The organism is Streptosporangium sp. NPDC001681 (genome assembly GCF_040298085.1).
Taxonomy (GTDB): Bacteria; Actinomycetota; Actinomycetes; order Streptosporangiales; family Streptosporangiaceae; genus Streptosporangium.
This window is the reverse complement of record NZ_JBEOZN010000102.1, coordinates 1-22,281: the sequence shown is the minus strand read 5'-3', so window position 1 is coordinate 22,281 and position 22,281 is coordinate 1. Positions and strand designations below refer to the sequence as shown.

The 22,281-nt window shown below is 69.2% G+C and carries 19 protein-coding genes and 1 tRNA gene; 6 read left to right on the top strand and 14 right to left on the bottom strand.

Annotated elements, in window-relative coordinates; all coding sequences use genetic code 11:
- Positions 1 to 12 precede the first annotated feature (12 nt).
- From ABT130_RS34570 to ABT130_RS34550, 5 genes are all read right to left on the bottom strand, one after another.
- Positions 13 to 1,287 carry a WecB/TagA/CpsF family glycosyltransferase gene (locus ABT130_RS34570; RefSeq protein WP_350962696.1) on the bottom strand — a complete coding sequence of 425 codons (1,275 nt, stop codon included), beginning with the start codon at positions 1,285 to 1,287 and terminating at the stop codon, positions 13 to 15.
- Positions 1,288 to 1,313: 26 nt separating this feature from the next.
- The gene (locus ABT130_RS34565; protein WP_350926813.1) at positions 1,314 to 2,255 is read right to left on the bottom strand and encodes a glycosyltransferase family 2 protein; all 942 of its coding nucleotides are present in this window, start codon (positions 2,253 to 2,255) and stop codon (positions 1,314 to 1,316) included.
- Positions 2,252 to 3,184 carry a sulfotransferase gene (locus tag ABT130_RS34560; RefSeq protein ID WP_350962693.1) on the bottom strand — a complete coding sequence of 311 codons (933 nt, stop codon included), beginning with the start codon at positions 3,182 to 3,184 and terminating at the stop codon, positions 2,252 to 2,254. Before ABT130_RS34560 ends, ABT130_RS34565 begins: the two co-directional genes overlap by 4 nt.
- A 218-nt stretch (positions 3,185 to 3,402) precedes the next feature.
- The gene (locus ABT130_RS34555; RefSeq protein ID WP_350962692.1) at positions 3,403 to 4,371 is read right to left on the bottom strand and encodes a Vgb family protein; all 969 of its coding nucleotides are present in this window, start codon (positions 4,369 to 4,371) and stop codon (positions 3,403 to 3,405) included.
- A 565-nt stretch (positions 4,372 to 4,936) separates the two neighbouring features.
- Complete coding sequence (locus tag ABT130_RS34550; RefSeq protein ID WP_350962690.1) at positions 4,937 to 5,503, bottom strand: hypothetical protein; 567 nt, start codon at positions 5,501 to 5,503, stop codon at positions 4,937 to 4,939.
- Between the two features lie 423 nt (positions 5,504 to 5,926).
- On the opposite strand from ABT130_RS34550, the gene ABT130_RS34545 reads away from it, so the two are divergent.
- Positions 5,927 to 6,508 carry a hypothetical protein gene (locus ABT130_RS34545; RefSeq protein WP_350962688.1) on the top strand — a complete coding sequence of 194 codons (582 nt, stop codon included), beginning with the start codon at positions 5,927 to 5,929 and terminating at the stop codon, positions 6,506 to 6,508.
- A complete protein-coding gene (locus ABT130_RS34540; protein WP_350962685.1) occupies positions 6,501 to 7,562 on the top strand; it encodes a hypothetical protein in 1,062 nt (353 codons plus the stop codon). Before ABT130_RS34545 ends, ABT130_RS34540 begins: the two co-directional genes overlap by 8 nt.
- A 185-nt stretch (positions 7,563 to 7,747) precedes the next feature.
- On the opposite strand, the gene cysN is transcribed toward ABT130_RS34540, so the two are convergent.
- The 4 genes from cysN to ABT130_RS34520 all read right to left on the bottom strand — a co-directional run bounded on the left by cysN (position 7,748) and on the right by ABT130_RS34520 (position 12,176).
- On the bottom strand, positions 7,748 to 9,010 hold the full coding sequence (gene cysN / locus ABT130_RS34535) for a sulfate adenylyltransferase subunit CysN (RefSeq protein WP_350926817.1): 1,263 nt from the start codon (positions 9,008 to 9,010) through the stop codon (positions 7,748 to 7,750).
- Positions 9,011 to 9,089: 79 nt separating this feature from the next.
- Positions 9,090 to 10,004 (bottom strand): sulfate adenylyltransferase subunit CysD, encoded by a 915-nt coding sequence (cysD, locus tag ABT130_RS34530; RefSeq protein WP_350962683.1) that lies wholly within the window; start codon positions 10,002 to 10,004, stop codon positions 9,090 to 9,092.
- Between the two features lie 19 nt (positions 10,005 to 10,023).
- Entirely contained in the window at positions 10,024 to 10,791 is a 768-nt protein-coding gene (locus ABT130_RS34525; protein ID WP_350962681.1) for a 3'(2'),5'-bisphosphate nucleotidase CysQ, read from the bottom strand.
- A complete protein-coding gene (locus tag ABT130_RS34520; RefSeq protein WP_451935529.1) occupies positions 10,791 to 12,176 on the bottom strand; it encodes a sugar transferase in 1,386 nt (461 codons plus the stop codon). The genes ABT130_RS34525 and ABT130_RS34520 overlap by 1 nt, the downstream gene beginning before the upstream one ends.
- A gap of 216 nt (positions 12,177 to 12,392) precedes the next feature.
- Here ABT130_RS34520 and ABT130_RS34515 point away from each other — a divergent pair, with 216 nt between their 5' ends.
- Entirely contained in the window at positions 12,393 to 12,926 is a 534-nt protein-coding gene (locus ABT130_RS34515) for a 3'-5' exoribonuclease domain-containing protein (protein ID WP_350962678.1), read from the top strand.
- A 338-nt stretch (positions 12,927 to 13,264) separates the two neighbouring features.
- Here the strand turns inward: ABT130_RS34515 and pth are convergent, their stop codons facing one another.
- From pth to ABT130_RS34490, 5 genes are all read right to left on the bottom strand, one after another.
- Positions 13,265 to 13,870 carry an aminoacyl-tRNA hydrolase gene (pth, locus tag ABT130_RS34510; protein ID WP_350926825.1) on the bottom strand — a complete coding sequence of 202 codons (606 nt, stop codon included), beginning with the start codon at positions 13,868 to 13,870 and terminating at the stop codon, positions 13,265 to 13,267.
- A 64-nt stretch (positions 13,871 to 13,934) separates the two neighbouring features.
- Positions 13,935 to 14,549, bottom strand: coding sequence for a 50S ribosomal protein L25/general stress protein Ctc (locus ABT130_RS34505; RefSeq protein ID WP_350926827.1), 615 nt, complete (start codon positions 14,547 to 14,549; stop codon positions 13,935 to 13,937).
- A 497-nt stretch (positions 14,550 to 15,046) separates the two neighbouring features.
- Positions 15,047 to 16,024, bottom strand: a complete 978-nt coding sequence (locus ABT130_RS34500; protein ID WP_350926829.1) for a ribose-phosphate diphosphokinase — start codon at positions 16,022 to 16,024, stop codon at positions 15,047 to 15,049.
- Positions 16,025 to 16,097: 73 nt separating this feature from the next.
- Complete coding sequence (glmU, locus tag ABT130_RS34495) at positions 16,098 to 17,549, bottom strand: bifunctional UDP-N-acetylglucosamine diphosphorylase/glucosamine-1-phosphate N-acetyltransferase GlmU (RefSeq protein WP_350962676.1); 1,452 nt, start codon at positions 17,547 to 17,549, stop codon at positions 16,098 to 16,100.
- A 166-nt stretch (positions 17,550 to 17,715) separates the two neighbouring features.
- Positions 17,716 to 17,787, bottom strand: a tRNA-Gln gene (locus ABT130_RS34490).
- 313 nt (positions 17,788 to 18,100) lie between these two features.
- Here ABT130_RS34490 and ABT130_RS34485 point away from each other — a divergent pair.
- The 3 genes from ABT130_RS34485 to ppk1 all read left to right on the top strand — a co-directional run.
- On the top strand, positions 18,101 to 19,042 hold the full coding sequence (locus tag ABT130_RS34485) for an acyl-CoA desaturase (RefSeq protein WP_350926832.1): 942 nt from the start codon (positions 18,101 to 18,103) through the stop codon (positions 19,040 to 19,042).
- Between the two features lie 433 nt (positions 19,043 to 19,475).
- The gene (locus tag ABT130_RS34480) at positions 19,476 to 20,543 is read left to right on the top strand and encodes a TetR family transcriptional regulator (protein ID WP_350962673.1); all 1,068 of its coding nucleotides are present in this window, start codon (positions 19,476 to 19,478) and stop codon (positions 20,541 to 20,543) included.
- Between the two features lie 62 nt (positions 20,544 to 20,605).
- Positions 20,606 to 22,281: polyphosphate kinase 1 (ppk1, locus tag ABT130_RS34475; protein ID WP_350962670.1), on the top strand; the 1,676-nt coding region annotated here is incomplete at its 3' end.

Genomic DNA, 22,281 nt, shown 5'->3' with positions numbered 1-22,281 from the left:
GACGACGGTCTCTCAGGAGAAGAGCCCGCGCAGCAGGGAGACCACGAGAAGCCTGAGGGCGTACGGCAGATCGTCGACCAGGTAGCGGCGGGCCAGCCTGCCGGGCTCCCGGGTCAGCCGGAAGAGCCACTCCAGGCCACCTCTGCGCATCCACGCCGGAGCCCGCCGGACGGTGCCCGCGGCGAAGGCGATCGCCGAGCCACAGCCGACGAACCAGGTGCCCGGCAGGTCCCGGCGGAGCGAGGCGATGAGCCGTTCCTGCTTGGGGAAGCCGAGCCCGACGAAGACCAGCCGGGGTGCCGCGGCGATCACGGCGTCGCGTACCCGGGCATAGCTCTCCGGATCGTCCTCGAACCCGTACGGCGGGGCGTCGACTCCGGCGATCACCAGTTTCGGGTGACGGCCCACCAGCTCGCAGGCCGCCTGCACGGCCGCGCCCGCGGGGCCGCCCAGCAGGTACACGGGATGGCGGTAGAAGGCGGCGGCCTCCGACAGGGACCAGATCAGATCGGCACCGGCGACCCGGCCGGGCAGGGGGGTGCCGAGCAGTCTCGCCGCCCACACCAACGGCATGCCGTCCGCCACCGCGAGGTCGGCGCCTTCGACGAACCCGCGGGCCCGCTCGTCGCGGGCGACGATCCGGCTGATGTCGATGTTCGGGGTGACGAGGTGGCCGCCCTCACCGCGTTTCAGCGCGGCGACCACGTGGTCGACCACCTCGCCCTCGGTCATCGGGTCGATCGCGACGCCCGCCACCCGCACGCGCCTGCGCAGGCGTCTGCGGGTGGCCTTGTCCGGCCGGGGGCGCCGGCGGGGGGCGACCTGCGCCGCCCCCCGCCTGGCGGCCGGCGTCCCGGCCCGCCCGGCGACGGCGGGCAGGCCGGGCAGGCCGGGCAGGCCGGGCACCGGACCGTACCCGGTGGTCGCGGACCGGTGGTCGGTGACGGGCGGGATCGACATCACAGCGTGAACGGCCTTGCCCGTCACGGACGGGGCGATCTGCGGGTCGTAGCGAGACGGCGCCGAAGGATGCCCGGTGACCTGCCCCATCACGGTTGGGACCACCGGCAGGTCGTAGCGGGCGGTCGCGCGCGGACGATCGGCGGCCCGCCCCACCTCCGACGGAGCGACGAGCAGATCGTGGCGAGCGATCATTGACGGGCGTTCGACGCCCCGCCCCGGCAGGGGCGGGACGACCTGCGAGCCGTGGCGCGCGAGCACCGGCAGGCGTTCGACGGCCTGACCGGCCGAGGGCGGGGCGACCTGCGGGCCGTAGCGGACCGTCACGCGCGGACGCTCGGTGATGGGCGCCATCAGATGCCGTGCCCTCGGTGGTGCAGGACACTGAGCAGGGTCCGCGCGGGGACCAGGCCGGCCGCCACCGCGAGCGCGATGGGTGCCCGGGGCTCGCCGTGGCGGGCGGTGAACGCCCGCCAGGCCCAGCGGCCCGCCTCCCGCCGCTGGCCCAGGGCCGCGTGGTGGAAGGCGAGCTGACCGTAGACCCGCGCCGCGCCGCGCGGATCCACGGCCAGATCAGGGTGCCGGGCGAGCATCCACTGCAGCCCGGCGATCCGGTCGGCCCAGCGGGCCACGTACGAGGAGCCCCCCCAGCGCACCCGGACCAGAGGCCGGTCGACGTGCACGATGGGGTGCTGGGCGGCGGCGCGCAGCGCCAGGTCCCAGTCCTCGTTCTGGCCCTTGGGGGCGCTCTCGTCCACCCAGAGCCCGCCGCGCCGGAACACGAACGTCGAGGAGTGCACCATCACCATGCGCGAGCGCACCAGGTGGCGGTAGGTGACGCGGCTGGTCCCCGCCAGGCGGGGAATGCGGCGCGAGCCGTACTCGACCTCGATGGCGCAACTGGAGAAGCGGGCATCCGGCTCCGCCTCCAGCGCGGCGACCTGGGCGGCGACCTTGCCGGGCAGCCACTGGTCGTCGTCGTCGCAGAAGGCGACAAGATCGGTGCCGAGGGCCGCGATGCCGGTGTTGCGGGCGCCGGGCAGGCCCGGGGTGAGCCGGTTGGCCATCACCCGCACCCCGCGCGAGGGCGCCCCACGCCGGCCGGGTGCCAGTGCCCTGCTGGCCAGGAGGTCTGCCACCTGGTCGGCGACCCAGGCCGGATCTCCGCCGTCCACGACCACCACCACCTCGACGGGACCGGAGTGGTCCTGGCCGAGCACCGCGAGGATGGCCGCGCGCAGCTGGTCGGGCCGGTGTCCCCGGGTGGGGATGACGACACCCACCGATGTGTTCACACGAGCCTCCTGTGATAACCGTACTTGATCATGAGCGGCCAGGTCAGCGCGGTGACCAGGCGCAGCTGCCGGGACCCCGCGGCGGCACGCCAGCTGTCGTCCCTGGCCAGCTCGGTGCGGCCGACCGTGAAGCGGATGGGGTTGCCCGAGGCGGTGTGCGCCGTCGAGAGCTCCGCCCAGCCGCCCGAGAGGAAGTCGAGGCGGCAGGAGAGGCCGATCCTGGCGACCAGGCGCCTGAGCGTGTCGGCGGGGGCGGCGAGCAGGTCCTCATAGCGGACCCGGGTGACCGGGACGCCCCTGCGGGCGAGGAGTCCGAGGCTGAGGTTCTCACTCAGCCAGTGCAGCGAGGTGCGGGAGGGTGACCAGTGGGTCATCGGACGCCCGTCCTCTGGACGCTCGACCCGCCTGCGCCAGGAGTGCGCGACCGCGCGGGGGTCGCGGACCACGTGAACGACGTGGACGTCGACCCCGGCCGCCGCCAGGCAGAAGGCCAGCGAGGCGTGCTTGCTTGAGTCGATCACGACCGGGCAGTCGGCGACCTCCCCCGCCGCGTCGTACAGATCGCGGTGGACGGCGACATACTCGTCCAGCTCGGTGCTGCCGGGCGTCGGCCACCTGCCGTTGCCCGCCCGCTCCTCGGCCAGCAGCCTGGCCAGGGTCGGGATGCGCCGGGTACGGTCGACACGGCCCCTGAGCGCGATCATCCGGTGGGCCAGGTCCGCGGACCAGCCTCCAAACGCGCGCATCCCGACCTTGTCCCAGAAGGGGCACACCCCGAAGGGCTCGCCGCACCCGCAGGCCTCGTCCGCGAGCACGCTCCTGGCCCAGAGGTGGACGACCTCGCCGAGCGGCACGATGCCGGGGACCTCCCCGAGCAGGCGCTCCAGCAGCGTGGTCCCGCTGCGGCCGAGGCCACCCAGGAAAACCACCCGAGCAGGTGACGGACTATCAGACACAGGCACGAATCCTTACCCGATGGATACGGAACGTGCCGAGGCTAGCGCGGAGCGTAACGGAGAGGTCAGAGAACGGACAAAGGATCTACCCAGTGGACGCGGCGCCATCCTCCGGCGCCGCGTTCCCACGACGAAGGGGGACCCGGGCGCGGGACCCGGAGGGCTCCGCACCCGGTCGTCGACCGGCGTGATCAGGGGGTCACGACGGCGATCTTGTCGACGTAGTCCTCGGTGAGCCAGAGGTTGTCGTCGGGTCCGGCCGCTATGTCGAACGGTCCGGAGACGGCGGTCGGCAGCGAGGTCTCGGTGATCGTCCCGGAGGTGGTGATGCTGGCGACGTTGTTGACGCACTGCTCGACGAACCACAGGTTGCCGTCCGATCCGACGGTGATGCCCCACGGGCAGCTGTCGGGATCGGCGAGCGGGTATTCGGTGAAGGTGCCCGTGGTGGTCACGGAGCCGACCTTGCCGTTGGCGTCGGTGTACCACAGGTTACCGTCCGGGCCCGCGGTGATCCCGATGGGCATCGCGCCGGAGGACGGGACGGCGAATTCGGTGATCGTTCCGCTGGTGGTGATCCTTCCTATGCTGCTCCCGAGCGCCTCGGTGAACCACAGGTTGCCATCCGGCCCTGTGGCGATACGCCAGGGGTAGGCGCCCGCGGTGGGCAGGGCGTATTCGGTGATCGTCCCGGAGGTGGTGATCCGCCCGACCTTGTTGCCCTCCACCTCGATGAACCACAGGTTGCCGTCCGGGCCGGCGGTGATCCCCCAGGGGTAGGCATTCGCGGTGGGCAGGGCGTATTCGGTGATCGTCCCGGAGGTGGTGATCCGCCCGATCTTGTTGCCGGTCGCCTCGGTGAACCACACCGCACCGTCCGACCCGACGGCGAGGTGTGCCGGCTGGGAATCGGTGGTGGGCAGGGTGTATTCGGTGAACAGGCCCGCCGTGGTGACGCGCCCGATCTTGTTGGCGTAGTTCTCGGCGAACCACACCGCGTCGTCCGGCCCGGTGGTGATCCCAATGGGGGTCGACGGGCTGGTCGGTATCGACAGCTCATTGATCGTCGGCGTTCCCAGGGTCTGTGCTGTGCGCCCGGCCCCCGCGGCGGGCCGGGGCGCGGGCGGGAAGTGACAGCGGATATGCCGATGCTGTGGCATCTGCTTGAGCTTGAGGCAGAGCCTCACCCATGGGCGTGGGAGGGAAGGGCCGTGTGGCGGGGCGTCGGAGGCGGATACGGACAGGGGGGTGCTTGCCGCCAGGACCAAAGCCATGACCACCAGCGGATACCCCAGGCGCCTTGAGTAGCGATGCATGACATCCTTTCAAGAAGAAAGAGCAAAAAGGAACACGAGTGGGCCTCTGGGCGTATTTGAGCAATGTGAGGTCCGCGGCATCAGAGCGTTGTACGCGGGAATCTGGGGCATCGGCACGAATACCCTGAAGGCCCGATCCAGACGATGCTCGTCACCGCTGTCCGGCCCCAGCGATCCAAATATCTCCCACGGTCACCGATAGCCGTCGATCGTCTGCGTTCGTGGCTGGTCATGGAAACGCCAACTCATCGGCGGGGCCATCGGAGCCGTCCGGTTCCGTCGACGGGCGATCCCGGGTGTGCCGCGTGCCGGGAAGGCGTGGACTTGCGGACTCCGGGTGGTCCTTGCGGGCGGTGGAGCCCCTCGATCGCCCGGCGTCATCGTCCGGCGGCGGGCGGGGGTCCGCCGTTCAGGCGACCGAGTGGGTGATGACGCCGGTGTAGGCGCCGGTGACCGCGGTGGCCAGGGTGACGACGAGCGTCGGCCCCCAGCTCGTGGAGTTGGTGACACCTAGCGCCTTGCGCCCGCTGAAGGCGGTCACCGACGCGGACAGGGGGACCGCCTGGGCCGCGGTGGCCTGCCCGGGGGTGCGGTTGCCGCCGCCCGATGAGCCGGTGGCCGGGCCGGACCAGTACGAGACGTCGGCCTTCGTGATGGTCTGCGCCGGTGATCCGCCACCGGTGGTGAAGTTCGTGGCCGACACGGTCGCCGTCCAGGTGGGCATTCCGCCCCGGGAGTCGACCACGGTCACCGTACCCAGAGAGGCGCTGATCGTGCCGCCCGCGGCGCCGCTGCCGAGATTCGCCGAGGCGGGCACGGTGATCGACAGCAGGTCGGCGCGCACCGCGACCGTCGCGCTCGCCGCGGCCCTGGAGATCGAGGCCGCCGGAGTGCCGAGGGCCGGCAGCAGGGCGATCGACGCCATCAGCGACAGGACGGTCCGCACAATGGGGGCGCCCGCACGGCTCCTCCTCATGGCGATCCCTCCTACCTGTCTCGTGGGCGATGCGCGTGAAGCATCCGTTCGGTGGCGCGCGGAGAACCGGTGGCAGCCTAGATCACATGATTCGGGGGGCGTTCTCCAATTTCGCCCGTGGACGGCAAATCCCCGGCAAAGACAACAGGGGAGACCTCCGCACCCGCGCGGACGGGCACGTGGCCGGTGCCGCCCGCGGGGGCCGGCTGCGGCGGGGGCGGATGTGATCCAGGAGGCGGCGAGAGTGCCCCGACTGATCCTCCGGGCAGATCATCGATCCGACAATTACCAGTAGCAACCATGTGATCACCAAATGTTTCCAGATGCCTACGGAGACAGTTCCCAAGAGCTGGTCTCCGAGCAAGATGTGATCACGTAAGAACGGCCCGGCTCGGGGCAGAAGCTCGATGGAGGGGATCAGCAGTGTCCAGAAACCGTTTCGGCATTCCCCTGGCAGGTATCGCCGGAGTGGTGGCGGCCATGATGACGGCTCCGTCCTCCCAAGCCGACACCTGCCCCGCATCGACCACCTGTTCCACCACGGTGACCTTCACGGTGACCGCCCCGAACGGGTTGACGATCACCGTGCCCAATGGCCCGGTCAGCATCGGAAGCGGCACGCCGGGCAACCAGATCAGCGGGCAGCTCGGCTCGATCACGGTGTCCGACCAGCGCGCCGCGCTCACCGCGACCTGGATCGCGACGGTGATCGCGGCCTCGGGGGGCTTCACGACGGGAGGCGGCACAGCCGCCGAGACCATCCCAACCGCCGACGTCCTCTACTGGTCCGGCTCCGCGACCGCCACCGCCGGCACCGGCACCTTCGTTCCCGGCCAGGCCAACGCGGCGGCCGCGCAGGCGCTGAGCGCGTCGCGCACCGCCTTCAGCAAGACAACCGGCTCCGGCAACAACTCCGCCACCTGGAACCCGACCATCGTCATCAACGTTCCCGCCCAGGCCGTGACCGGCACCTACACCGGCACGGTGAACCACTCCGTTGCCTAACCCACTGTTGCGGCGGCTCGTCTCAGCGGCGCTGCTCGCGCTCCTGTCGCACACGATGATCAGTACTCCAGCGGCCGCGGGCACCGGGCGGGGGGAGGCGCGTCCGGCCGACGAGGCATTCCTCGGCATCAGGTTGCTGGAGATTCCCGCCAACCGGATGGACGATCCGCGATCACACGCCTTCATCGTCGACCATGTCAATCCCGGCACCACCTTCACCCGGCGTTTCGAGGTCTACAGCACCTCGTCCAAGCCCCAGCACGTGCGGCTGTATGCCGGCGCGGCCGATATCCGCGGCGCCCGCTTCACCTTCGCACCGGGCCGCACCCCCAATGAGCTGAGCTCATGGATCACGCTCAACCGCTCCGCGGCCGACCTGCCGGCGCACGGCAGTGCACCGGTCAAGGCCACCATCGCCGTGCCGGCATGGGCGACCAGGGCAGAGCGATACGCCGTCATCTGGGCAGAGGTCTCCTCGGCCGGCCCGGGCCCGAAGGGCGACGTCGCACTCGTCAACCGCGTCGGGATCCGCGTCTATCTCGACGTCGGTCCGGGCGGTGAACCGCCCTCGGACTTCCGGATCGGCAAGATAGTCCCGCAGCGAACCGAGGACGGACAGCCGAAGGTCGTGGCAGCCGTCGCCAACACCGGCCGACGCGCCATCGACGTCGGGGGACAGCTGACCCTGTCAGAAGGGCCCAGCTCGCTGAGCGCCGGCCCCTTCCCGACCGACCGCGACACGACCCTGGCGCCCGGCGAGCACGGAGAGATCACCGTACTGCTGGGCAAGGCCCTCCCCGACGGACCGTGGAAGTTCCGCCTCGCCCTCCGCAGCGGCCGGGTCAACCACACCGCGACTGGAACGCTCGCCTTCCCCGCCAAGCCCGGCGGCTGGGGCCCACCGGCGTCGTTGGACTCCCCTCTGACGCTGGCCCTCTCGCTCGCCGGGCTGATGGCCCTTGTCGCCGCGGTGACCCTCCTCATCGGCTTCCATCGTTTCCGCGCGCGTCAACGGATCCCGGCCACCGGTCATCTCCGCGGTGACCTCACCTGACGTCGACCGGCATGCTGTACCGCGACCGCCCGGGGCGGGACAGCGTGTGTCCCGACGGGAAGGACCTGCTCACCGGAGACACGGCACCGCCCGCGGCCCGGGCCGGGTCGTCCCTCCCGTGACGTACGGGGAAGGAGACCACGGCGACGAGCGCGGGCGGCGGGGATGGGTCCGGGCGGTCACGCCTACTTGGCGTCGACGATCATTCCGGCGCCGACCGTGTTGTTGGTGGCCTCGTCCACGAGGATGAAGCCGCCGGTGAGCCGGTTGCGGGCGTAGTCGTCCACGAACAGGGGCTGGGTGACGCGGAGCGAGACACGTCCGATCTCGTTGAGGCCGAGCGAGGAGGCGGCCTCGTCCCGGTGCAGGGTGTTGACGTCCAGCCGGTAGTGCAGGTCCTTGACCAGGGCACGGGCCGTACGGGTGGTGTGCTTGATGGTCAGCTTGGCGCGCGGGGCCAGCTTGCTGGAATCCGCCATCCAGCAGATCATCGCCTCCAGTTCCTGGGAGACGTGCGGCTGGTTGTTCGGGCGGCAGATCATGTCGCCGCGCGAGATGTCGATGTCGTCCTCCAGCCGGAGGGTCACCGACATCGGCGCGAACGCCTCGTCGACCGGCCCGTCGAAGGTGTCGATCGACGAGATACGCGTGGCCAGGCCCGAGGGCAGGTGCATGACCTCGTCCCCCGGCTTCAGCACGCCTCCGGCGATCTGGCCGGCGTAGCCCCGGTAGTCGTGGAAGGCCGGGTCGGTGGCCCGCTGCGGGCGGATGACGTACTGCACGGGGAAGCGCACGTCGACCAGGTTGCGGTCGGAGGCGATGTGCACGTGCTCCAGGTGGTGCAGGAGCGAGGACCCATTGTACCAGGGGGTGTTCTCCGAGCGTGACACCACATTGTCACCGTGCAGCGCGGAGATCGGGATGAACGTCAGGTCCGGCGCGTTCAGCTTGGAGGCGAAGGCGGTGAACTCCTCGCGGATCTCCTCGAACCGCTCCTGCGAGTAGTCGACCAGGTCCATCTTGTTGACGGCCAGGACCAGGTGCGGCACCCGCAGCAGCGTGGTGAGGAAGGCGTGCCGCCGCGACTGCTCCAGCACGCCCTTACGCGCGTCGATCAGGACGATCGCCAGGTCGGCGGTGGAGGCACCGGTGACCATGTTGCGGGTGTACTGGATGTGCCCGGGGGTGTCGGCGATGATGAACTTGCGCTTGGGAGTGGCGAAGTAGCGGTAGGCCACATCGATGGTGATGCCCTGCTCCCGCTCGGCCCGCAGGCCGTCGGTGAGGAGCGACAGGTCGGTGTACTCGGTGCCGCGGTCCCTGGAGGTGCGCTCGACGGCCTCCAGCTGGTCCTCGAAGATCGCCTTGGAGTCGAAGAGCAGCCGCCCGATGAGCGTCGACTTTCCGTCGTCGACGCTTCCCGCCGTGGCAAAGCGAAGGATGTCCATCAGAGGTGCTCTCCAGAGGTCGTACGGCGTGCGGCGCGGGACCGCGCGGGAAGAAGGGAGACGGGAGGGTGGGTGAGCACTAGAAGTAGCCCTCCCGCTTGCGATCCTCCATGGACGCCTCGGAGGCGCGGTCGTCGGCACGGGTGGCGCCGCGCTCGGTGATCCGGCTCACCGCGATCTCCTCGATGATCGCCTCGATCGTCGCGGCACCCGACTGGACCGCGCCGGTGCAGGTCACGTCGCCGACCGTGCGGTAGCGGACCGTCATCTCCTGGAGCGGCTCGTCCTCGTCGCGGGTGATGAACTCGCTGTCGGCCAGCAGCATGCCGTCGCGCTCGAACACCTTGCGGGTGTGCGCGTAGTAGATCGAGGGAATCTCGATGTCCTCGCGCCGGATGTAGTCCCAGATGTCGAGCTCGGTCCAGTTGGACAGCGGGAACACCCGGATGTGCTCGCCCTTGCGGATCCTGGCGTTGTAGAGGTTCCACAGCTCGGGACGCTGGTTCTTGGGGTCCCACTGGCCGAAGTCGTCGCGGAAGGAGAACACCCGCTCCTTGGCGCGGGCCTTCTCCTCGTCACGGCGGGCGCCGCCGAACACGGCGTCGTACTCGTTCTCCTCGATCGCGTCCAGCAGCGTCGTGGTCTGCAGCCGGTTGCGCGAGGCCCTGCGGCCGGTCTCCTCGACGACGCGCCCGGTGTCGATGGAGTCCTGGACGCTGGCGACGACCAGGCGCGCGCCCAGCTGCGCGGCGCGGCGGTCACGGAACTCGATGACCTCCGTGAAGTTGTGGCCGGTGTCGACGTGCATCAGTGGGAAGGGAATCGGCGCGGGCCAGAACGCCTTCTCCGCGATGCGGAGCATGACGATGGAGTCCTTACCACCGGAGAAGAGCAGACAGGGACGCTCGAACTCGGCCGCGACCTCACGCATGATGTGGATGGCCTCTGCCTCGAGGACGTCGAGCTGCGACGTGGTGTAGTCGCGCTGAAGCATCAAACTCTCCTAGCGGGGATTAGCGGTGCAGATCCCGGATTCCAGCGAGCAACGTCGGCGCCAGTCCCGGTAGGGATACAAGGATATCCGGCAATGAGGGGTCGGGCTGGTTGTAGGCCAGCCGCGAGCCGTCGATGCGGCTGGCGTGGGCCCCCGCGGCGAGGGCCACCGCGACGGGCGCGGCGGAGTCCCACTCGTACTGGCCCCCGGCGTGCACGTAGGCCTCGACCGCTCCGGTGAGCACCGCGGAGATCTTGGCGCCCGCCGACCCGATCGGTACCAGGTCCGCGCCGACGAGAGCGGCCAGTTTCTGGACGAACTCCGGCGGGCGGGTCCTGCTGACCGCGATCCGCGGCCTGGCGCCCGCCTCGGGGGCGGGCCGCACCGGAGGTTCGACGGTGGAGAGCGTACGGCCCTGGGCCGGTAGCGCGACGGCTCCGGCCGTCAGCGTGCCACGCTCCCAGAGCGCCACGTGGACCGCCCAGTCCTCGCGGCCCTCCTCGGCGAACTCTCGGGTGCCGTCCAGCGGGTCGACGATCCAGACCCGCTCGGCACGGAGCCTGCGCGGATCGAGACGCTCCTCGCTGGTCGCCTCCTCGGACAACACACTGTCGTCCGGGCGCAGCCGTGCCAGGGCCTCCATCAGAAACAGGTGGGAGGCGATGTCACCCTCCTTGCGCAGCTCGGAGGGGTTGTCGAAACCCCGCTCCGCGCGCAGGGCCGCCAGCTTCTCGCCGGCCGTCGTCGCCAACTCCGCGGCGAGTGTGTGATCGTCGCGAACGGTCATCAGTATGCTCCAGCTCCTCGCGCGACAGCCGACCAGGTCTTCCACAGGATCTGCAGGTCCAACATGAGGGACCAGCTCTCCACGTAACGCAGGTCCAACCGTACCGATTCCTCCCAGGACAGGTCAGAGCGACCGCTCACCTGCCACAGACCGGTCATGCCCGGCTTGACCAGCAACCGGCGGCGGACATCGTCACCGTACCCGGCCACCTCCTCCGGTAGTGGCGGCCGGGGGCCCACCAGGGACATGTGTCCCAGCAGCACGTTGATCAGCTGGGGCAGCTCGTCCAGCGAATGGCGGCGCAGCCAGGCGCCCAGCGGGGTCACTCTAGGATCGTTCTTGATCTTGAAGAGCGGACCCTGTCCGTCACTGGACAGGGTGATCTTCCGGCGCTCGGCGTCGGCGCGCATCGTCCGGAACTTGTAGATCGTGAACTCGGCGCCGTCGCGGCCCACCCTCGTCTGCCGGAAGAACGCCGGCCCGGGCCCGGAGGCCCGCACGGCCGCCGCCACTCCCACCAGCAGCGGGAGCAGCACCGCCAGCAGCACCCCGGCGCCGATGCGGTCGAACAGGTTCTTGACCACCTGGCGCAGGCCGGAGATCTCGGGGTGATCCACGTGCAGCAGCGGCAGCCCCGCCGCCGGACGGATGGTGATCCGCGGCCCGGCCACCTCCATCAGCGCGGGGGCCACGACCAGGTCCGTGTCGGTCTTCTCCAGCCGCCAGGCCAGTCGCCGCAACGCCACCCCGTCCATCTCCGGGCAGGCGAGCACGGCCACGGTGTCGGCGTGGACCTGCCCGACCGCGAGCGCGACGTCGGAGAAGTCGCCGAGAAGTGGCACGCCCTCCACGTCGCCCATCCCGTCGCGCGGGGCGCAGGCCCCGACGACCTCCATGCCGTGGTAGCGCTCCCGGCGGAACCTGCGGACCAACTCGGTGATCGCCACCCGGTGACCCACCGCCACCACCCGCCGCATGCACCTGCCCCGGGCCCGCCTGCGGTGCAGGGAGCGGCGCAGCCCGTACCTCGCCAGAAGGGTGAGCAGCGTCGTCAGCGGGAGCGCCAGCACCACGTAGCCGCGGGCCACATCGGTCTTGGTGAGGTAGGCGCCGACGGCGAGGGCGGCGGTGAGCATGAAGCCGCACTGGAGGATCCGCTGGAACTCCTCCGAGCCCAGGCCGATGAGCCGAGGCTCGTAGGCGCGGTTCAGCGCGATCACGCAGACCCAGACGGCGGGCAGCGCGGCGCTCAGCATGACGTACGGGAAAACGTAGGCGGTAACCTCGCCGAATCGAACGAGCAGCGCGAGGGCTCCGGCCAGGGCGGCGCAGATGGTGTCGGCGGCGAGGGCCATCGCCCGGTGCCCCCGCACCCAGTCCGGCATGTGACGGCGCGAGGCCGGCACGACTCCGGCTCCGGACCCGGCTCCGGATACGGCCTGGACTGCGGTCACGTCGCGCACGCGCTCCCCCTGCGTAACCGTTCATGGACAGACAGTTACGTAATGGTAGCGGCGACAAGAGAGGCCCAAAGGTTGAAGACCGAAACGTACATATCTGTGGATGTCGAGGCCGATGGCCCCATTCCGGGACCGTATTCGATGGTCAGCCTTGGTATGGCGGTGGCCGGGCGGATGACCGGAAAGGTCTTTGAACCGGTCGATCCGCAGACCCGTACGTTCTACGCGGAGCTGCGGCCGATCAGCGACGACCATGTGCCCGAGGCGCTCGCCGTGAGCGGGCTTGACCGGGAGACGCTGATCCGCGAGGGCCGCGACCCGGCCGAGGCGATGCGGGAGGCCACCGCGTGGATCCGCGACGCGTGCGGGAACAGCGCACCGGTGCTGGCGGCCTACCCACTCTCCTACGACTGGATGTGGATTTATTGGTACTTCATGCGATTCGCCGGTGCCTCACCGTTCGGGCACTCGCGCTGCATCGACATGAAGACGCTGTACGCGGCCAAGGCGGGAGTGCCGATCGGCTGGGCGACCAAGCGGCAGATGCCCAGGCACCTGCTCTCCCAGCGACCGCACACGCACAACGCCCTGGACGACGCCATCGAGCAGGCCGAACTCCTCCAGAACCTGATGGCCCTGACCCCACATCCGTCGCCGGACCGAGAAGCCCCGTGAAGCCGCGGCCACACCCCGAAGACGCCTCCAAGAGGCCTTCCCTGAGGGACTCCCCGCGAGAACGCGCCGGCCAGTCGCCCCAGGAAGCATCATGAGGACGAGCCCGCGCTCCGTCCCCGAGGGACTACCCGTGAGGCCGCGCCGGCGACTGGACTGAGGAGAGCGGGGTCGCGAGGAACGAGCGACCCCGGTCGACGAGGGAAGGAGCCGGATAAGAGCGGCCGAACCGCGACGCGTTAGCGTCGCAATCAACACGCGGCCGAACCGCGACGCGTTAGCGTCGCAATCAACACGCGGCCTCACCGCGACGCGTTAGCGTCGCAATCAACACAGCGTCGCTAGCGAGGAGGTCCTGAGATGTTCAGGTCGCCGGCGTGGAAGGCGTTCTGGGTCGGCTCCAGGCCGACCCTGATCAGCGACTCCACCACGTCGGCCGCACGGTCGACCAGGAACCCGAGATCCTTGCGCTCGGCGGTGGCGAAGTCACGCAGGACATAGCTCGCGGCGTCCATCCGGCCCGGCGGGCGGCCGATGCCGAACCGCACCCGCAGGTAGTCCTTGGTCGCCAGCGACTTGGTGATCGACTTCAGCCCGTTGTGACCGTTGTCGCCGCCGCCCAGCTTGGCCCTCAGCGCGCCGTACGGGATGTCCAGCTCGTCGTGGACCACGATCACCCGGGCCGGGTCGACCTTGTAGAAGTCGGCCAGGGCCTTGACCGGTCCGCCGGACAGGTTCATGAAGGACAGCGGCTTGGCCAGCACCGCGGGGACACCCGCCAGGCGGCCCTCCAGCACCTCCGAGCGCGACCTGTGCGCCTTGAACCGCCCACCGGCGCGCGCGGCCAACTCGTCCAGGACCATGAACCCCGCGTTGTGCCGGTTTCCTACGTACTCCGGCCCGGGGTTTCCCAGGCCCACGACCAACCAGCGGTCCACGATCGGCATCCCCTTCATACGCGCGTCAGGGCGGCCCGGGACCGGGCCGCCCTGACAGATCTAGCAGAGAAAACTACTCGGCGCTCTCGGCACCCTCGGCGGCCTCGCCCCCGGCCGGAGCGGCCTCGGCGGCCTCGCCCTCGGCCGCCGGCTCGGCGGTCGGGGCCGCGGAGATGATCAGGACCAGCGCCTCGGGGTCGGCGGCGAGGGTCGTGCCCTTGGGCAGCTTCAGGTCGGCGGTGGTGATCTGGGTGCCGACCTCCAGGCCCTCGACGTCGACCTCGACGCCCTCGGGGATGTGGGTGGCCTCGGTCTCGACCGAGACGGAGACGAGCTGCTGGTCGAGGATGCCGTCGGCGACCTCACCGGTCACGATGACGGGAATGTCGACGGTGACCTTCTCGCCGCGCCTGACGAGCAGGAGGTCGACGTGCTCAAGGAAGCCCTTGATCGGGTCGCGCTGGACGCCCTTGGGCAGCGCGAGCTCGTCGACCGCACCCTCAAGGCGGATCAGCACGTTCGGCGTACGCAGGGCGAGCAGCAGCTCGTGACCCGGCAGGGACAGGTGCCTCGGCTCGGAGCCGTGTCCGTAGAGGACGACGGGCACCTTGTCCTCGCGACGGATCTTGCGGGCGGCGCCCTTGCCGAACTTGTCGCGGAGCTCGGTGGTGATTACCACTTCGGACATAACTGATCTCCTAGGGATCTCGAGAATCGGAAGATGCGTTCCCCCTCACCCGCCCTAGCGGAAGGCGTTACGAACGCAACCTGATAAGCCTACCGTGCTTATTGCGACGCTAACGCGTCGCGGTTCGGCCGCTGGGACCCGGCTCCTTCCCTCGTCGACCGGGGCCGCTCGTACCTCACGAGTTGCCGGCGACGCCGGCGCGTCGCGGTTCGGCCGCTCTTACCCGGCTCCTTCCCTCGTCGACCGGGGTCGCTCGTACCTCACGACCCCGCTCTCCTCAGTCCAGTCCCCGGCGCGACCTCACGGCCCGCTCTCCTCAGTCCAGTCGCCGGCGCGGCCTCACGGGTAGTCCCTCAAAGGGGGTGAGGGGCACGTCCCATTGCCCTTCTTGAGGGCGGGTCAAGAGCGGGGCGCATGGAAGCCCCCCGAGAAATGTGAACCCGGGGGGAAGGAGAAGGGAAAGAGGTGGGGGTGTTCAGCGGGGAGGGGGTGGAGCTTTAACTGTCGCCTTCGAAGAGGCTGGTCACTGAGCCGTCGCTGAAGACCTCGGTGATGGCCCGGGCGATCAGCGGGGCGATCGACAGGACCGTGAGCTTGTCGAACCTCTTGTCCTCGGGGAGCGGCAACGTGTTGGTGACGATGACCTCGGAGACCCTGGAGTTCTTCAGCCGGTCGACCGCGGGGTCGGAGAAGACCGCGTGGGTGGCCGCCACGACCACGTTGGTGGCGCCCTGCTCGTAGAGGGCGTCGGCCGCCTTGCAGATCGTGCCCGCGGTGTCGATCATGTCGTCGATCAGCACACAGGTCCGGCCCTTCACCCGGCCGACGACCTCGCTCACCTTCACCTGGTTGGCCACGTCGAGGTCGCGGCGCTTGTGGATGAAGGCCAGCGGGGTGCCCAGCGTGTCGGCCCAGCGCTCCGAGAGCCGCACCCGCCCGGTGTCGGGTGAGACGATCGTGGTCGTGTCCAGGTCGAGCTTGTCCTTGAGGTAGTTGACCAGGACGGGCATGGCGAACAGGTGGTCCACCGGGCCGTCGAAGAAGCCCTGGATCTGGGAGGTGTGCAAGTCGATCGACATCAGCCGGTCGGCGCCGGCCGTCTTGAACATGTCGGCCATCAGCCGGGCGGTGATGGGCTCGCGGCCCCGGCCCTTCTTGTCCTGGCGGGCGTAGCCGTAGAACGGCATGATCACGGTGATCCGCTTGGCGGAGGCGCGCTTGAGCGCGTCCACCATGATCAACTGCTCCATGATCCACTGGTTGATCGGCCCGGTGTGGCTCTGCATGACGAACGCGTCACAGCCACGGACCGACTCCTGGTAGCGGGCGTAGATCTCCCCGTTGGCGAAGTCCCGCAGCGTGGTCGGTGCCGCGTCGACTCCGAGGTGACTCGCCACCTCGTCCGCCAGCTCCGGATGCGCCCGCCCGGAGAAGAACATCAGGTTCTTCTCGCCGGTCTGCTTGATGCCGCTCATGCCGTCCCCCTCGCCGGAGAGCACATCGATGTCCGCGCGACGCCGCGCCCACCGGGCCGCTCGCTCCGCTCACTCACGTCTGGCTCCCCTGCTGTTTCTCCGACTCGGCGGCCTTCAGCGCCGCCTGAGCCGATCTGGTGCCCGCGCGCCTGCGCACGACCCACCCTTCGATATTGCGTTGCCGTCCGCGGGCCACCCCGATGCTCCCTGCCGGGACATCTCCGTCGATGACCGAACCCGCGGCCGTATATGCGCCGTCGCCGATGTTGACCGGCGCGACGAGCATGGTGTCGCATCCGACGAAGGCGTGCTCGCCCACCGTCGTGTGATGCTTGTTGACCCCGTCATAGTTGACGAAGATCGCCGAGGCGCCGATGTTGGCGCCGGCGCCGATCGTCGCGTCACCCACATAGCTCAGGTGCGGAACCTTCGCACCCTCTCCGACCTGGGCGTTCTTCATCTCGACGTACGTTCCGGCCTTGGCCTTGCGCGCCAGCACGGTGCCCGGGCGCAAATAGGCGTACGGCCCGACCAGGGCCTCGGGGCCGATCACGGCCTCGGTGCAGACGGCGTTGCGCACCAGCGCCCCCTCGCCGACGACGGTGTCGGTCAGCGTGCTGGCGGGACCGACCTCGGCGCCCTCGGCGACCGCCGTACGGCCGTGCAGCTGGGTACCGGGGTGGATCACCACGTCCTGTTCGAGGGTGACGTCCACATCGATCCAGGTGCTGGCCGGGTCGACCACGGTCACCCCGGCCCGCATGTGCGTCTCCAGCAGGCGCGCGTTGAGAACCTGGCGGGCGAAGGCGAGCTGTACGCGGTCGTTGACGCCCTCCACCTCCACGTAGTCGGCCGCGACGTGGGCGCCGACCCGGTGGCCGTCCTGGCGCAGGATCGCGAGGACGTCCGTGAGGTACTCCTCGCCCTGGGCGTTGGAGGTGGACACTCGCTTGACCGCGTCGGCCAGCAGGGACCCGTCGAAGGCGTAGACGCCGGAGTTCATCTCTTTGATCGCCCGCTGCGCGGGGTCGGCGTCCTTCTCCTCGACGATCTCCAGGACCGCCCCCGAGGCGTCGCGGATGATCCGGCCGTAGCCGTACGGGTCGGGAACCTCGGCCGTCAGCACGGTGACGGCGTTGCCGTCCTCGCCGTGCCGTTCGAGCAGGGCCGCGAGGGTCTCGGAGCGCAGCAGCGGCGTGTCGCCATAGGTCACCAGGACGGTGCCGCCGATGGTGCCCACCGTCTCCAGGACGGTACGGACGGCGTGACCGGTGCCCTTCTGCTCGGTCTGGACGACGACCTGCGCGTCGGGGCCGGTGTCGGCCAGATGCGCCTGGACCCGCTCCCGTTCGTGGCCGATGACAACGATGAGCCGCTCGGGTTCGAGCCCTCTTGCGGCGGCGAGCATATGGTCGACCAGGGTACGGCCGCACAGTTCATGAAGGATCTTTGGTGTTCTCGACTTCATCCGGGTGCCCTCGCCTGCGGCAAGGACAATCACGGCGGCCGGGCGCGGCACACTCACGGACGAGGCTCCCTCGGCGTCGCGGCTGAGACATGACGGAGCACGATGACGGACATCCACCCCCAGGGCATTGCACCGTCACCTGCTCGACAACGTGAGGATACCTTCCCGTTCGGGAACCCACCCAGCCGACTAGCCGAGCCAATAAAGCAGACATAAGAGACGGCTCCGGCACCAGGACTCGAACCTGGACAACAAGGACCAAAACCTTGCGGGCTGCCAATTACCCAATGCCGGATCGGCCAGACAGCAGGGGCGACCCCCGCACGCCTGGCACCCCTACGATACAGAGCCCGCGGCGCCGAACGCGCGCCGTTTGAAAGCCGTCGTGCTCACGAAGTCGAGCGGCCCCGGCAACGAGCCTGGAGAACCCGTCGTTTGGCAGGTCAGACGCGGGTAGAACAGATTACAAAGCCGCTACGGCGCCAGCCCCAGAGGGTCAGCTTCCACACACTTGGTGCTTAGGGATTCCTAACTTACGATGGCGTAGGTTACGGTGGCGTAGCCGCACGTGAATCCTTGCCTTTTTCCGAGCCACCGCGAGGTAGCGCATGACCGTCATCGAAGAACGCCCTGCTCCGGGCCCCAAACCCGACGTAGACCCAGAGCCGAAAACACTGCCCGAGATCATCACCTTCGGGGTGGTCGTCGGTGCCCCGCTGATCGCCCTGGCCGCGGCCATCCCGTTCGCCTGGGGCTGGGGACTCGGCTGGTCCGACATCGTGATCGCGGCGGTCTTCTACGTGGTCACCGGGCTTGGTGTCACCGTCGGCCTGCACCGCCACTTCACGCACGGCTCGTTCAAGGCCAAGCGCCCGCTGAAGATCGCGCTGGGCATCGCGGGCAGCCTCTCGATGGAGATGTCGGTGCTCGACTGGGTGGCCACCCATCGCAAGCACCACAAGTTCTCCGACAAGGAGGGCGACCCGCACTCACCGTGGCGCTTCGGCACCGGCTTCGTGGCCGTGTCCAAGGGCCTGCTCTGGGCGCACATGGGCTGGCTGTTCGAGGCCGATCGGGCCAACCGCGAGAAGTACGCCCCCGACCTGGTCAAGGACCCGGACATCATCAAGCTGCACAAGTTCTTCCCGGTCCTGGCGATCACCACGATAGTCATGCCCGCCCTGCTGGGCGGCCTGCTGACCTGGTCGTGGTGGGGCATGGCCACCGGTTTCTTCTGGGGCACCCTGGTCAGGGTCGGCCTGCTGCACCATGTGACCTGGTCGATCAACTCCATCTGCCACGTCTTCGGCGAGGAGGTCTTCGAATCACGCGACAAGTCCCGCAACGTGTGGTGGCTGGCCATCCCCTCCTTCGGCGAGTCCTGGCACAACCTGCACCACTCCGACCCCACCTGCGCCCGGCACGGCGTGCTGAAGGGGCAGATCGACCTCAGCGCCGGCGTCATCCGCTGGTTCGAGAAGGCCGGTTGGGCCTACGACGTCCGCTGGCCCACCCCCGAACGCCTGGCCGCCAAACGCATCGCCGCCTGAACGCCCTCCAGCACTCCCTTTCTCCCTCCCCGGGGCCCTGTCCCCTCCCCCCGGGGACTCTCGTGAGGCCGCCCACCCAGGAAGCACCCCAGGGACGTGCCCCAGGTCCCGTCCCCGAGGGACTACCCGTGAGGCCGCGCCGGCGACTGGACTGAGGAGAGCAGGGCCGTGAGGCCGCGCCGGGGACTGGACTGAGGAGAGGGAGGTTGCGAGGAACGAGCGACCTTCCTCGACGAGGGAAGAAGCCGGACAAGAGCGGCCGAACCGCGACGCGTTAGCGTCGCCGGCAACTCGCGAGGAACGAGCGACCTCCCTAGACGAGGGAAGGAGCCGGACAAGAGCGGCCTCACCGCGACGCGTCAGCGTCGCCAATGGCACGCGTCGCCATTGACTCGCGTCGCATTCGACACCCCGGAGCAGCATTATTAGAACCGTGAGCGAACCCCGACGGCGGATGTCAGGTAAGGAACGCCGGGAACAGCTGATCCAGATCAGCAGGACCCTGTTCGCGGAGAAAGGGTTCGACGGCACATCGGTCGAGGAGATCGCGGCGACCGCCAACGTCTCCAAGCCGGTGGTCTACGAGCACTTCGGCGGTAAGGAGGGCGTGTACGCGGTCGTCATCGACCGGGAGATGCAGAAGCTGTTGATCATGGTGACCGAGGCCCTGTCCGCCTCGCACTCGCTGATCAAGCTGGAGCGGGCGGCCCTGGCCCTGCTGGCCTACGTGGAGGAGAACAGCGAGGGTTTCCGCATCCTCGTTCGCGACTCGCACGCCGCCTCGGGGACCGGCACGTTCGCCAGTCTGATCAACGACATCGCCAGCCAGGTCGAGGACGTCATGGTCGACGAGTTCGTCGAACGGGGCTATGACCCCAAGCTGGCCCCCATGTACGCCCAGATGCTGGTCGGCATGGTCGCGCTGACCGGCCAGTGGTGGCTGGACGTGCGCAGGCCGTCGCGCGAGGAGGTCGCCGCGCACCTGGTCAACCTGGCCTGGAACGGCCTGACCGGGCTGGACCCGAGCCCTCGGCTCACCGCCTCCTCCCGCGGCCTGGGGCAGCGGCTCGCCCAGGCGCCGCAGCGCCCGGCCGACGCCGGCCCCCATCCACCGGGATCGCGCTCGGCGGGATCACGGTCGCCCGCGCCTCAGCCACCCTCACCCCCGACCGAAAAGGAGCTACGGGAGCAGGAGAAGGCCCGTGAGCGGGCGCAGAAGGAACAGGAGAAGCTGCGCGAGCGCGAACAGCGCGAGGCCGAGAAGCTGGCCAGGGAGCAGGAGAAGGTCCGGCTCCGCGAGCAGCGGGAGCTGGAGAAGGCGCGCGAGCGGGAGCAGAAGGAGCAGCAGCGACTGCTGAGGGAGCAGGAGCGGGCCCGCGAGCGGGAGATGAAGGAGCTGGAGAAGGTGATGCTCCGCGAGGCCAGGGCCGCCGAACGCGAGGCCGTCAAGCGAGCGAAACTCGTTGGTGAAGAGAGGGAAAAGCTTGAGCCAAGTGAGTAAACAACAGCGCCCGTTGAGACGAAATTAACGTTCTGTTCAACAAAAGCGGGCATTCTGGTCATATGTCCGCTGAACTCGCCCGTTCCACCCCCGACGGACTTCCTCTCCCGCAGGAGCGCTTCCTCAACCGGGAGGAGAGCTGGCTCCAGTTCAACCAACGGGTTCTGGAGATGGCGGAGGATCCGTCCCTGCCGCTGCTGGAGAGAGTGCGGTTCCTTGCCATCTTCGCCAGCAACCTGGACGAGTTCTTCCGGGTACGGGTGGCCGGGCTGAAACGGCGGATGGCCACCGGCCTCCTGCTCCGCACGAAGAGCGGTTTGAAACCCCGCGAGGAACTGCCCAGGATCGCGGCGATCGCCAACGACCTCGCGCTGCGGCAGTCGGCCTGCTTCTACGAGCGGATCCGCCCGCAGCTGAGCGCCGAGGGCATCGAGATCGTGCGCTGGGACGACCTCGGCCGCGACGAGCGCACCGAGATGCGCAAGCTCTTCAGGGAGCGGATCAGGCCGGTGCTGACGCCGCTGGCCGTCGACCCCGCCCACCCCTTCCCGTACATCTCGGGACTCTCGCTGAACCTGGCCGTCACCGTCCGCAACCCCTCGACCGGCAACACGGTCTTCGCCCGGGTCAAGGTGCCCAGCCGGCTTCCCCGCTTCGTCACGGCGTCCATGAACCGTTTCGTCCCGCTGGAAGATGTCATCGCCGCTCACCTGGGGCAGCTTTTCAAAGGTATGGAGATCGTCGAGCACCATGCCTTCCGGGTGACCCGTAACGAGGACCTGGACGTCGACGAGGACGTCACCGAGAACCTCATGCAGGCCTTGGAACGCGAGCTTCTCAAGCGCCGCTTCGGCCCTCCGGTCCGGCTGGAGGTCGAGGACACCATCACCCCCGAGGTGCTGGACCTGCTGGTGGACGAGCTGGGAGTGGCCGAGCACGAGATCTGCCGGCTGCCGGGGCCGCTGGACCTGACCGGGCTGCACGCGATCGCCGACCTCGACCGGGGCGAGCTGACCTTCCGCCCGTTCGTGCCCGCGGAGGTGGTGCACGTCGAGGACGACATCTTCGCGGTGCTGCGCGAGCGGGACGTGCTGCTGCACCACCCGTACGACTCGTTCTCCACGAGCGTGCAACGGTTCATCGAGCAGGCCGCCGCCGACCCGAACGTGCTGGCCATCAAGCAGACCCTCTACCGCACCAGCGGCGACTCACCGATCGTGGACGCGTTGATCGACGCCGCCGAGGCGGGCAAGCAGGTGGTCGTGGTCGTGGAGATCAAGGCCAGGTTCGACGAGCACGCCAACATCACCTGGGCGCGCAAGCTGGAGCGCGCCGGATGCCACGTGGTCTACGGCGTCGTGGGGCTGAAGACCCACTGCAAGCTCGCCCTGGTGGTGCGGCAGGAGGTCTCGGGCGAGCTGCGCAGCTACTGCCACATCGGCACGGGCAACTACAACCCCAAGACCGCCAGGCTGTACGAGGATCTGGGCCTGCTCACCGCCGACCGGCTGGTCGGCGAGGATGTCACAGACCTGTTCATCCACCTGACCGGCTACTCCAACCACTCGGCCTACCGGCGGCTGCTGGTCGCCCCGCACTCCCTGCGCGGCGGCCTGCTGGCCAGGATCGAGCGGGAGATCTCCCATCAGGAGGCGGGCCGTCCCGCCGGCATCAGGATGAAGACGAACTCCCTGGTCGACGAGCCCATCATCGACGCCCTCTACCGGGCGTCGCGGGC